This window comes from Uliginosibacterium sp. H1 (genome assembly GCF_036017065.1).
Classification (GTDB): Bacteria; Pseudomonadota; Gammaproteobacteria; order Burkholderiales; family Rhodocyclaceae; genus Uliginosibacterium.
In genome coordinates this window covers 538,781-550,935 of the sequence record NZ_JAYXHR010000001.1, presented here as the reverse complement: position 1 = coordinate 550,935, position 12,155 = coordinate 538,781, and the positions used below count along the sequence as shown (strand labels likewise).

Genomic DNA, 12,155 nt, shown 5'->3' with positions numbered 1-12,155 from the left:
AGCAATCACCAACATAAGTGTGAGGAGACCGTTCATGAAAATGCCGAAACTGCTTGGCACCTGCGCCATCGCCCTGTCGCTGATGGCCATGCCTGCACTCGCCAAGACGCCCGACGACCAGTTGATCGTCGGCATCAGCATGACCAACCTGCTGTCGCTGGACCCGGCCGGTGCGACCGGCAACGACGTCGTCGAGATCAACGCCAACCTGTATGACGGGCTGGTGGAGCTGGACCCGGTCGACACCAGCAAGATCCTGCCCGGCCTGGCGGAGAGCTGGACCATCGCGCCGGACGGCAAGAGCATCAGCTTCAAGATCCGCAGCGGCGTGAAGTTCCACACCGGCAACCCGCTGACCGCGGAAGACGCCGCCTGGTCGCTGCACCGCGTGCTGAAGCTGAATCTCGCGCTGGCCTCGCCGTGGAAGAGCTACGGCTTCACCGCGCAGAACGTGGAGCAGAACATCCGCGCCACCGACCCGACGACCCTGGTCATCACGCTGCCGGAGCCGACCGACCCGCGTATGGTCATCTACACGCTGGGCACCTCGGTGAGCGGCAACGTGCTGGACCGCAAGAAAGTGCTGGAGCACGAGAAGGACGGTGACCTCGGCCGCGTGTGGCTGACTACCAACGCCGCCGGCTCCGGCCCCTTCGTGCTGAACGAGTGGCGCGCCAAGGACGTGCTGATGATGACCCGCTTCGACGGCTACTGGCGCGGTGCGCCCAAGCTGCGTCGCGTGATCATGCGCAACATGACCGAGTCGCAGACCCTGCGCCTGATGATCGAGCGTGGCGACATCGACATCGCCACCGGCATGTCGGTGCCGGACATCGAGGCGATGAAGAAGAACCCGAACGCCGTGGTGCAGGCCGTCAAGCGCGGCAACATCTACTACGTGGCGATGAGCGTGAAGGACCCCAAGTTCGCCGACAAGCGCGTGCGCCAGGCGATCCGCAGCCTCATCGACTATGACGGCATCAACACCACCGTGATGCCCAACTACGGCATCCTCCACCAGCGTCCGGTGCAGATGGGCCTGCCGGCAACCCTGCCCAACCCCGGCTACAAGCTGGACGTGGCGGGCGCCAAGAAGCTGCTGGCGGAAGCCGGCCAGCCCAACGGCTTCAAGACCACCATCCGCGTGCTGTCCGACCCGCCCTTCATCAACATCGCCACCAACCTGCAGTCCACGCTGGCGCAGGCCGGCATCCAGGCCGAAGTGCTGCCGGGCACCGGCAATCAGGTGTACGGCGCCATGCGTGACCGCAACTTCGAGATCATCGTCGGTCGTGGCGGCGGCGGTGCCGAACCGCACCCGCACAGCAGCCTGCGCGCCCTGGTCTACAACCCGGACAACCGCGACGAGGCCAAGCTGACCAACTTCCAGGGCTGGCGCACCTCCTTCATCAGCCCCGAGATCAACGCCCTCATCGAGAAGGCCGAGATCGAGAAGGACACCAAGAAGCAGGTCGAGATGTACCAGGAGATCCAGAAGCTCTACGACAGCCAGGTCGGCGCCATCGTCCCGGTGTCGCAGATGGTGGACACGGTCGTGATGGGCAAGGACATCCGCGGCTACGTCGGCCACCCGGCGGCCACCACCCGCCTGCGCGAAGTCACCAAGCAACGCTGAGTCACACACCCGGCGAAGCCGCACGAAGTTCCCCTCTCCCCTCGTGGGAGAGGGGTTAAGGAAGAGGGGGCGATGGCATCGGGAGACTCTCCTGCCTGCCTGTCGTCTCCCCCTCTCCCCAACCCTCTCCCGCGAGGGGGGAGGGGGCGGGCGGCAGTTTCGCTGGATCGGCTTCACCCGGATGTAACCGTCGTACCCGCATCCAAGCACCGGAGACATCACATGTCTGCACTTTCCCTCAGCCTGTCCGGCGGTGGCATGCGCCACCTGGCAGGCTGGAGCCACCGGCTCGGCACCGTCGCGGTGACCTTGCTCGGCCTCCTGGCACTCACCTTCTTCATCGGCCGCGTGATGCCGCTGGACCCGGTGCTGTCCATCGTCGGCTCGGATGCCGACCAGTCCACGTACCAGCAGGTCTACCAGCAGCTCGGCCTGGACCGTCCGCTGTACGTGCAGTTCGGCTACTACCTGCGCGACCTGATGCACGGCGATCTCGGCATGGCGCTGCTGACCGGCAACCCGGTCACCACCGACATCGCCCGCGTCTTCCCGGCCACCATCGAGCTGGCCACCGTGGCGATCATCCTCGGCACTTTCGCCGGCGTGCCGCTGGGCGTCTTCGCCGCCACGCACCGTGGCCGCATGGGTGACCAGATCGTGCGTGTGCTCAGCCTGTTCGGTTACTCGGTGCCGATCTTCTGGTTCGGCATGATGGGCCTGATCATCTTCTACGCCTGGCTCGGCTGGGCCGGTGGAGCAGGGCGGGTCGACCTCGCCTACGACGGCCTCGTGCAGTCGCGCACCGGCATCCTGCTGATCGACTCCGCGATGGCCGGCGAGTGGGACGTGTTCCGCAGCGTCATCAAGCACATCACGCTGCCGGCCTGCATCCTCGGCCTGCACTCCATGGCCTACATCAGCCGCATGACGCGCAGCTTCATGCTGGCCCAACTCTCGCAGGAATACATCATCACCGCCCGCGTGAAGGGCCTGTCCGAGCGCCAGGTGATCTGGGGCCACGCCTTTCGCAACATCCTCGTGCAACTGCTGACCATCGTCGCGCTGGCCTATGGTGGCCTGCTCGAAGGCGCGGTGCTCATCGAGACCGTCTTCGCCTGGCCCGGCTTCGGCAGCTACCTCACCAGCAGCCTGATGCTGGGCGACATGAACGCCGTGATGGGATGCGTGCTGCTGGTCGGCCTCATCTTCGTCACCCTGAACCTCCTGGCCGACGCGCTCTACCAGGTGTTCGATCCGAGGACCCGTTGATGGCTGCCACGATCATGACAAGTACAACTGCAAACGTCGCCGCCACGTATGACGGCACCCCGCGCTCCAGTTCGCAGGCACTGCGCCAAAACCTCGCACGCGGCGCCCGCCGCCTGACCCGCAACCCGCTGACCGTCGCCGGTCTGGTGGTGGTGCTGGGCCTGCTGCTGCTGGCCGCCTTCGCACCGTGGATCGCCACCCATGACCCCTTCGTGCAGAACCTGTCGAAGACGCTGCTGGCACCGGGCGCCGAGCACTGGTTCGGTACCGACGAGTACGGCCGCGACATCTTCAGCCGCCTCGTGCATGGCTCGCGCATCACGCTGTACATCATTTCGCTGGTGACCATCGTGGTCGGTCCCATCGGGCTGGCGGTCGGCGTGATCTCCGGCTACTTCGGCGGCTGGGTGGACACGGTGTTCATGCGCATCACCGACATCTTCATCTCCTTCCCCGGCCTGGTGCTGGCGCTGGCCTTCGTCGCCGCACTCGGCCCGGGCCTGGACCACGCCATCATCGCCATCGCGCTCACCGCCTGGCCGCCGATCGCGCGTCTTGCACGTGCCGAGACGCTCAGCCTGCGCAAGGCCGACTTCGTGGTCGCGGTGCAGCTGCAGGGTGCGTCCTCGCTGCGCATCCTGGTGCGCCACATCGCGCCGATGTGCCTGTCGTCGGTGATCGTGCGCCTCACCATGAACATGGCGGGCGTGATCCTCACCGCCGCCGGCCTCGGCTTCCTCGGCCTCGGCGCGCAACCGCCGATTCCGGAATGGGGCGCGATGATCTCCTCCGGCCGCCGCTACATGATGGAGTGCTGGTGGCTGGTCGCCATGCCGGGCGCCGCCATCATGATGGTGAGCCTTGCCTTCAACCTGCTGGGCGACGGTCTGCGCGACGTGCTCGACCCGCGTAGCGAATGATCGGGAGTACGGACATGAGCGAACAAACCAATCCGGCCAAGCTGCAGGTCGAAGACCTCAACGTACGCTTCGCCACCGGCGAGGGCCTGGTGCATGCCGTGCGCGGCGTGTCCTTCGACCTCGGCCGCGAGAAGCTCGCCATCGTCGGCGAGTCCGGCTCCGGCAAGTCGACGGTGGGCCGCACGCTGCTGCGCCTGCATCCGCGCAGCGCGCGCATCGAGGCGAAGAAACTGCGCTTCGGCGACACCGACCTGCTGTCCTGCAGCGAGAAGACCCTGCAGGACATCCGCGGCCGTCGCATGTCGATGATCATGCAGGACCCGAAGTACTCGCTGAACCCGGTGATGCGCGTCGGTGACCAGATCGCCGAGGCCTACCTCGCGCATCACAAGGTGCCGCGCAGCGAAGCCAACCAGCGCACACTCGCCATGCTGGAAGCCGTGCGCATCCGCGAGCCGCAACGCGTGTTCAAGCTTTACCCGCACGAGGTGTCCGGCGGCATGGGCCAGCGCATCATGATCGCGATGATGCTGATCACCGAGCCGGAGATCGTCATCGCCGACGAGCCGACCTCGGCGCTGGACGTGTCGGTGCGCCTGCAGGTACTGGCGACGCTGGACGACCTGGTGAGCCAGCGTGGCCTCGGCCTCATCTTCATCAGCCACGACCTCAACCTCGTGCGCAGCTTCTGCGACCGCGTGCTGGTCATGTATGCCGGCCGCGTCGTGGAGTCGATCGCCGCGGCCGATCTCGAAAACGCCCAACACCCCTACACGCGCGGCCTGCTGGCTTCGCTGCCGAGCATTGACGAGCGTCGCGAGCGCTTGCCGGTGCTGCAGCGCGACCCGGCATGGATGGCCGCTTGAGCGGAGAGACACGAACATGGCAAAGACAGTGACGATGAACACCCCCGCGAACGGCCCGACCATCCAGGTCGACAATCTCGACCTCAGCTTCGGCGTGGGTGCCAGCGCCAACCAGGTGCTGCACGACGTGAACTTCTCGGTGGAGGAGGGCGAAGCCTTCGGCCTGGTGGGTGAGTCCGGCTCCGGCAAGACCACCGTGCTGCGCTGCCTCGCCGGCCAGTACGACCACTGGCAGGGCAGCCTGTCCATCCAGGGCCAGAAGCTGGGTCGCAAGCTGGACCGTGCGCGTTGCCGCAAGGTGCAGATGGTCTTCCAGGACCCCTACGGTTCGCTGCATCCGCGCCACACGGTGGAGACCGCGCTGGCCGAGCCGCTGGCCATCCACGGCATCGGTGACCGCGATGCGCGCATCGACGCCATCCTCACCAAGGTGGGCCTGCCGCTGTCCTTCCGCTACCGCTATCCGCACCAGTTGTCCGGTGGCCAGCGCCAGCGCGTGGCGATCGCCCGCGCGCTGATCCTGGAGCCGCGCATCCTGCTGCTGGACGAGCCGACCTCGGCGCTGGACGTGTCCGTGCAGGCGGAGATCCTCAACCTGCTGGCGGACCTGCGCGTGCGCGACGGCCTGACTTACCTGCTGGTGACGCACGACCTCGGCGTGGTGGCCCACCTGTGCGACCGCGTGGCGGTGATGCAGCAGGGCCGCATCGTCGACATGCAGGAGTGCGCGGCGCTCAGCGGATCGATGCCGACCCATCCCTACACCCGCATGCTGGTGGAAGCCAGCCGCCACTACAGCCGCGAGATGGCCCAGATTGCAGCTACGGACGCCGCAGCGGCGTCGCGTGTAGCTGCCTGAGGAGCGCAGATATGGAAATGACCCTCAACAAGTTCAAGCGCGCCATCCAGCAGCGCGAGCTGCAGATCGGCCTGTGGTCGCACCTGTCGAATCACGTCAGCACCGAAGTGATCGGTGGCTCCGGTTTCGACTGGATCGTGCTGGATGCCGAGCACTCGCCGAACGAGACCTTCCTGCTGCATCAGCAACTGCAGGCGCTGACCGAAGGTGGCTCGCACCCGGTGGTGCGCCTGGCCTGGAACGACAAGGTGCTGATCAAGCGCGTGCTGGACATCGGCGTGCAGACCCTGCTGGTGCCTTACGTGCAGACCGCCGAGGAAGCACGCGCCGCCGTCGCGGCGACGCGTTACCCGGGCGCCGGCACGCGCGGCTTCACCGGCCTGTCGCGTGCGTCACGCTTCGGTCGCATCAAGGACTACCACGCCCGCGCGCAGGACGAGATCTGCGTGCTGGTGCAGGTGGAGACCGCCGAGGCGCTGGACAACCTGGAGGCGATCGCCGCGGTGGAAGGTGTCGACGGCGTGTTCATCGGTCCCGGTGACCTGTCGGCCGCGATGGGCTACCTGAACAACCCGGCGCATCCGGACATGCAGCGCATCTTCCAGCAGACCGTCGCCCGCATCATCGCCACCGGTAAACCCGCCGGCATCCTGACCGGCGACGAGAACCTGGCGCGCCAGTACATCGAATGGGGCTGCACCTTCACGGCCGTCGGCGCCGACATCGCGCTGCTGGCACGGGCGTCGGAGCAACTGGCGGCGCGCTTCCAGCAGGTGAAGGCAACGCGGGTGAAGGCTGCCTGAGCCGTCTCTGCGTCGTTGCCGCCCTTCTGTGAGTGATACGCCGCTTCCACGGATCGGCCTCTGCGGGTTGGCTTCGACGGGCTCAGCCAACGGCCCTGCCTGATCGAAGTCTCGTGCCCTGAGCTTGTCGAAGGGCGGGATTGACGCACCAAGGCCGCACCAAGGGCGCGGCGACGTGTGCGGAGCCTGGTCGAAGCAAGCCGGGCGCCGCCGCACCAGCAACGAATTACACCAACCAAGAACCCAGTCATTCCCCCGGAGCATCAAATGGAAAAAATCGGATTCATCGGTCTCGGCATCATGGGCAACCCCATGGCGGGTCATCTTCTCGCCGCGGGCTACCAGGTCTTCCTGTACAGCCAGGGCGGCATCCCCGCCGAACTGACGGCGGCCGGCGGCCTGGCCTGTGCCAGCTCGGCGGATGTCGCCAGCAAGGCTGACGTCATCATCACCATGGTGCCGGACACGCCCCACGTCGAAGCCGTGCTGTTCGGCGAGAACAGCGTGTCCTCGACGATTGCCGCCGGCAAGGTGGTGGTGGACATGAGCTCCATCTCCCCGGTGGCCACCAAGGAGTTCGCCGCGCGCCTGGCGAAGCAGGGCGTGCAGTACGTCGATGCGCCGGTGTCCGGTGGCGAGGTGGGCGCCAAGGCTGCCAGCCTCACCATCATGTGCGGTGGCGAGGAAGCGGTGTTCGAGCGCGTGAAGCCGCTGTTCGAGAAGATGGGCAAGAACATCACCCTGGTGGGCGATGTCGGTGCCGGCCAGATCACCAAGGTTGCCAACCAGATCATCGTCGCCCTGAACATCGAGGCGGTGGCCGAGGCGCTGCTGCTGGCTGCCAAGGCCGGCGCCGACCCGGCCCGCGTACGCCAGGCGCTGATGGGTGGCTTCGCCAATTCGCGCGTGCTGGAAGTGCATGGCGAGCGCATGGTGAAGCGCACCTTCAACCCCGGCTTCCGCATCGAGCTGCACCAGAAGGACCTGAACCTCGCGCTGTCCACCGCGCGTGCGGTCGGCGTGTCGCTGCCCAACACCGCCACGGCGCAGGAGTTGTTCAACAGCTGTGCGGCACACGGTGGCTCGCAGTGGGACCACTCCGGCATGGTGCGTGCGCTGGAGAAGCTCGCGAATTTCGAGATCGGTCAGTAGTACGCAACCCGGGCTTGGGGTGGTTCGGCCGGGATTGGCAAACCCGGCGACGACGCACTGTCCTTGGTCTTGCAGAGAGGCGGTGGGTTGTTTCGCGAACTCACCCTGAGTCCACATCAGCGATTTGTAGTGCAACGACGCATGACACTTGATCCCGCAACACTCCTGCGCCAGATGGCGGACGCGGCCATCGCCGCAGTGGCCCCGGCGCGTTGCTTGCCGCCACACCTGCCGACTCCACCGAAAGGCCGCACCGTCGTCATCGGTGCCGGCAAGGCTGCCGCTGCCATGGCGCAGGCGGTCGAAGCGCACTGGGACGGACCGCTGTCGGGTCTCGTCGTCACGCGTTACGGCCACGGCGCGGACTGCAGGCACATCGAGGTGGTGGAGGCGGCGCATCCGGTGCCGGACGAGGCCGGTCGTGCAGCGGCTGGCCGCATCCTGGAAATGGTGCAGGGGCTGACGGCCGATGACCTCGTGCTGTGCCTGATCTCAGGCGGTGGGTCTGCGCTGCTGGCGCTGCCACCCAAGGGCATCGCACTTGCCGACAAACAGGCCATCAACCGTGCGCTGTTGCGCTCTGGGGCTTCCATCGGCGAGATGAACTGCGTGCGCAAGCACCTTTCCGCCATCAAGGGCGGCCGGCTCGGTGCGGCCTGTGCGCCGGCGCGCGTCGTCACCCTGATGATTTCCGACGTGCCCGGCGACGACCCCGCGGTCATCGCATCGGGCCCGACCTTGCCCGACGCGACGACCTGCGCAGATGCGCTCGACATCCTGCAGCGTCATGGCATTGCGGTGCCGGCCAACGTACACGCGCACCTCGCGAGTGGTCGCGGCGAGACGCCCAAGCCCGGCGATCCGCGCTTCGAAGGCCACGACCTGAAGGTGCTGGCGACTGCGCAACAGGCGCTGGAGGCCGCTGCGGACGTGGCACGCGCTGCGGGCATCAAGCCGGTGATCCTCGGCAATGCACTGGAAGGCGAGTCGCGTGAGGTTGCCAAAGTGCACGCCGCCATCGCGCAGCAGGTACGCCAGCATGGCCAGCCGGTCGCCGCACCGTGTGTGCTGATATCAGGCGGCGAGACCACGGTGACCGTGCGTGGCAAGGGGCGCGGCGGACGTAATGCCGAGTTCCTGCTTGCGCTTGCGGATGCACTGAATGGCGCACCGGGCATCCATGCCCTGGCGCTGGACACGGACGGCATCGACGGCAGTGAGGACAATGCCGGTTGCATTCTCTCGCCTGACAGTCTTGCACGTGCCGGCACCAAGGGGCTTTCGGCGAAGCGGATGCTGGCCGACAACGACGGCTACGGCTTCTTCGCTGCGCTGGATGACCTCATCGTCACCGGGCCGACGTGTACCAACGTCAATGACTTGCGCTTGATCATCATCCAGTAGCGCCAACACGCGACCGCATCCGGTAAGGTTGCAGGCTTCCGCCAGACGACAATTTCACTTCCTCGACCCCTTCCTCGATCCATTCCCTCCACCTATGCAAACCGTAACCAACTCTGCGCACGAGAGTGATGCGCCGGCGACCTGCGTCTACGTTTCTCATGCCGACAGCCGCGAATTGAGCGTATGGCGGCTGGATCGCGACACCGGCGCGATGCACCTGATCCAGCAGGTGCCGGTCGACGGTGCTGCCATGCCGATGGCCCTCAGTCCGGACAGGCGCTTCCTCTTCGTGTCGGTACGGACCGAACCCTTCCGTGTCGCATCGTTTGCGGTCGACGCCGCCACCGGCTTGCTGGCGCCCATCGGAGTCGATCCGCTGCCGGACAACATGGCCTACATCGCCACTGACCGTAGTGGCACGCTGTTGTTCACCGCCTCGTACGCCGGCAGCAAGCTGGGGGTCAGTCGCATCGGCGCGGATGGCCGCGTGGCGAATGCGCACCAGGTCATCGAAACGAAGCCCAAAGCGCATTGCATCCTTCCCGCTGGTGACAACAGCATGGTGCTGGCGGCCAGCCTGGGGGGCGACGAGCTGATGCAGTTCGAGCTGGATGCAAGCAGCGGCACGCTGGTGCCGTCGCACGAGGGCGTGGTTGCCATGCCTGAGGGCAGTGGTCCGCGTCACTTCGCGCTCCACCCGGACGGTCGCTTCGTCTTCGTGTTCTGCGAGCTGGACGCCAGCGTGCATGTGCTGGCGCGCAACCCGCATACGAATGCCCTGGCGCCGGTTCATTCAGCCAGCGCCTTGCCAGCGGACTTCACCGGCCAAGCCTCCGGCGCGGAAATCCGCGTCCGGCCGGATGGTCGCTTCCTGTACGTGTCGGAGCGTGGGTCGGACACCTTGAGCGCGTTCAGTATCGACCCGCAGAGCGGCCACCTTGCACGGATTGCGACCTATCCGACCGAGAAGCATCCGCGTGGTATGAACATCGATCCCTCCGGGCGCTGGTTGATCGCTGCGGGCCTGCACAGCGATCACTTCTCGGTCTATGCCATCGATCCGGTGGACGGCACGTTGCAGCACGCGGGCCGCCATGCCTGCGGCAAGAGTCCGAACTGGATCGAGTTCGTGGAACTGACCCGGAGCTGACCAGGGCGCTTTCTGGCTAGGGGGTTGGTCAGAAGCGGTCCTTCCACTGGCGCAGTGCCGTGAACACGGCCTCGCTGCCGGCCATCGGTGCCCCCGTTCCGGCCTCCACCGCGCGTGCAACGGCTTCCACGTCGCAACGCAGGAACGGATTGATCGCGCATTCGGTGGCGATCGTCGAGGGCAGGGTGGGCCGGTCCTCCGCACGCAATGCCTCGCAATGCGCTTGGTAGGCCGTGCGTTCCGGGTTGTCCGGTTCCACGGCTTCTGCGAAGCGCAGGTTGGACAGGGTGTATTCGTGCGCGCAGTACACCTGCGTCTGCGGGGGCAGCGTGCGTAGCCGCATCAGCGACGCATGCAGTTGTGCTGCCGTGCCGCCCAGCAACCTGCCGCAGCCCGCGGAAAACAGGGTGTCGCCGCAGAACAACAGGCCGTCCGACAGCCAGGCGATGTGTTCCTCGGTGTGGCCGGGAATGAACCAGATTCCGAAGCGACGACCGAGACCCGGCACCGAGGGCGTATCGCCTTCGGCGACCGGGTGCGTCACGCAGGGAATGCTCGCCGGGCCGAACACCGGCACCGGGTGTTGCGCCACGATGCCGGCAACCCCGCCCACGTGGTCGGGGTGCCGGTGCGTGATGAGGATGGCGGTGAGCGTCAGGCCATGCGCAGCCAGATGCTGCAGCACCGGGCCGGCTTCGCCGGGGTCCACCACCACGCAGGCATTGCCCTCGTGCAGGGCCCAGATGTAGTTGTCGCGCAGCGCGCGCAACGGGACGATTTCGGCAACAATGTCCGCCTTGGCATTCATGCGTGCATTCTGGCGCCCCGTTCCACGATGTCAAACCCCGATTTCGATGCCTGGTTGCAGACCCCGCGCGGCCAGTACCTGCTGGCCTGGGAGCAGCGCAAGATCGATGCCGCGGTTGCCGACCTGTTCGGCTTCAATGCCGTGCAGGTCGGCCTTTCCGGTCTCGACCTGCTGCGCAACAACCGCATGAGCTTCCGTTTCTGCTGCGGCACGCGAGCGGGGGCGGGCTGCGTCCGTTTCGACGGCACCGACCTGCCGTTCGCGTCGCAGAGCATCGACCTGGTGTTGCTGCCACACGTGCTGGAGTTCGCGGACAACCCGCACCAGTTGCTGCGGGAGGTGGAGCGGGTGCTGGTGCCGGAGGGCAGCGTGGTGATCACCGGCTTCAATCCGTACAGCCTGTGGGGACTGCGCCGCTCCTTCTCCGGCCACCTCGGGCAGATGCCCTGGCAAGGGCAGTACCTGTCCGTGTCGCGACTGAAGGACTGGCTCAAGCTTCTCGGTTTCGAAACACGCATCAGCAGCTTCGGCTGTCATGCGCCGCCGGTGTCGTCCGACGCCTGGCTGCATCGCTGGAGCTTCATGGACACCGCGGGCAGTCGCTGGTGGCCGATCGCGGGCGGCGCCTACCTGCTGCCTGCGGTGAAGCGCGTACAGGGCATGCGCCTCATCATGCCGCGCTGGCGTGAATCCATGCGCAGCAAGAAGGCGATGGTGCCGGTCGCGCAGAAGTCTGACCACCTGCACACCCGGCAGTAAGCACATCCATTACGAACTACGAAAACCCCGAAGGACCCTCCCAGTGTCACAGGTAGAACAAGGCCCGCAACTCATCGAGATCTTCACCGACGGCGCTTGCAGCGGAAACCCCGGCCCGGGCGGCTGGGGTGCCATCCTGCGTGCAGGCGGCACCGAGAAAGAGCTGTGGGGCGGCGAGCCGGCCACCACCAACAACCGCATGGAAATGCTGGCGGTGATCCGCGCCTTGCAGGCGCTCAGGCGACCGGTGCAGGCCCGGGTCTACACGGACTCGCAGTACGTGCAGAAAGGCATCAGCGAGTGGATCAAGGGCTGGAAGGCGCGCGGCTGGAAAACCGCCAGCAAGGAACCGGTGAAGAACGAGGACCTGTGGCGCCAGCTCGATGCCCTGACCGCCCATCACAAACTGGAGTGGAACTGGGTGCGCGGGCACAACGGTCACGCCGAGAACGAGCGTTGTGATGTGCTGGCGCGAAAGGGCGTGGAGGCTGTGCGCAAGACAGGGCAAGTCGTGGAGAACGTCTGAGCG

The 12,155-nt window shown here is 66.4% G+C and carries 12 protein-coding genes; 11 read left to right on the top strand and 1 reads right to left on the bottom strand.

What is annotated here, in order from left to right:
* Positions 1–34 precede the first annotated feature (34 nt).
* The 9 genes from VVD47_RS02445 to VVD47_RS02405 all read left to right on the top strand — a co-directional run bounded on the left by VVD47_RS02445 (position 35) and on the right by VVD47_RS02405 (position 10,059).
* The gene (locus VVD47_RS02445; RefSeq protein WP_327601805.1) at positions 35–1,636 is read left to right on the top strand and encodes an ABC transporter substrate-binding protein; all 1,602 of its coding nucleotides are present in this window, start codon (positions 35–37) and stop codon (positions 1,634–1,636) included.
* Between the two features lie 222 nt (positions 1,637–1,858).
* Positions 1,859–2,905: an ABC transporter permease gene (locus VVD47_RS02440; RefSeq protein ID WP_327601804.1), complete on the top strand. Its 1,047-nt coding sequence runs from the start codon at positions 1,859–1,861 to the stop codon at positions 2,903–2,905.
* On the top strand, positions 2,905–3,825 hold the full coding sequence (locus VVD47_RS02435; RefSeq protein ID WP_327601803.1) for an ABC transporter permease: 921 nt from the start codon (positions 2,905–2,907) through the stop codon (positions 3,823–3,825). Before VVD47_RS02440 ends, VVD47_RS02435 begins: the two co-directional genes overlap by 1 nt.
* A 14-nt stretch (positions 3,826–3,839) precedes the next feature.
* On the top strand, positions 3,840–4,691 hold the full coding sequence (locus tag VVD47_RS02430; RefSeq protein WP_327601802.1) for an ABC transporter ATP-binding protein: 852 nt from the start codon (positions 3,840–3,842) through the stop codon (positions 4,689–4,691).
* Positions 4,692–4,707: 16 nt separating this feature from the next.
* A complete protein-coding gene (locus tag VVD47_RS02425) occupies positions 4,708–5,550 on the top strand; it encodes an ABC transporter ATP-binding protein (RefSeq protein WP_327601801.1) in 843 nt (280 codons plus the stop codon).
* Positions 5,551–5,561: 11 nt separating this feature from the next.
* Positions 5,562–6,353, top strand: a complete 792-nt coding sequence (locus VVD47_RS02420) for an HpcH/HpaI aldolase/citrate lyase family protein (RefSeq protein WP_327601800.1) — start codon at positions 5,562–5,564, stop codon at positions 6,351–6,353.
* A 225-nt stretch (positions 6,354–6,578) separates the two neighbouring features.
* Positions 6,579–7,505, top strand: a complete 927-nt coding sequence (locus tag VVD47_RS02415) for a 2-hydroxy-3-oxopropionate reductase (protein WP_327603173.1) — start codon at positions 6,579–6,581, stop codon at positions 7,503–7,505.
* 141 nt (positions 7,506–7,646) lie between these two features.
* A complete protein-coding gene (locus VVD47_RS02410) occupies positions 7,647–8,909 on the top strand; it encodes a glycerate kinase type-2 family protein (protein WP_327601799.1) in 1,263 nt (420 codons plus the stop codon).
* Between the two features lie 94 nt (positions 8,910–9,003).
* On the top strand, positions 9,004–10,059 hold the full coding sequence (locus tag VVD47_RS02405) for a lactonase family protein (RefSeq protein WP_327601798.1): 1,056 nt from the start codon (positions 9,004–9,006) through the stop codon (positions 10,057–10,059).
* Positions 10,060–10,087: 28 nt separating this feature from the next.
* Here the strand turns inward: VVD47_RS02405 and gloB are convergent, their stop codons facing one another.
* Positions 10,088–10,867, bottom strand: coding sequence for a hydroxyacylglutathione hydrolase (gene gloB, locus VVD47_RS02400; RefSeq protein WP_327601797.1), 780 nt, complete (start codon positions 10,865–10,867; stop codon positions 10,088–10,090).
* 27 nt (positions 10,868–10,894) lie between these two features.
* Here gloB and VVD47_RS02395 point away from each other — a divergent pair, with 27 nt between their 5' ends.
* Together VVD47_RS02395 and rnhA are read left to right on the top strand one after the other, a co-directional pair.
* The gene (locus VVD47_RS02395; RefSeq protein WP_327601796.1) at positions 10,895–11,626 is read left to right on the top strand and encodes a class I SAM-dependent methyltransferase; all 732 of its coding nucleotides are present in this window, start codon (positions 10,895–10,897) and stop codon (positions 11,624–11,626) included.
* Positions 11,627–11,669: 43 nt separating this feature from the next.
* Positions 11,670–12,152 (top strand): ribonuclease HI, encoded by a 483-nt coding sequence (gene rnhA, locus VVD47_RS02390; RefSeq protein WP_327601795.1) that lies wholly within the window; start codon positions 11,670–11,672, stop codon positions 12,150–12,152.
* Positions 12,153–12,155: the final 3 nt, after the last annotated feature.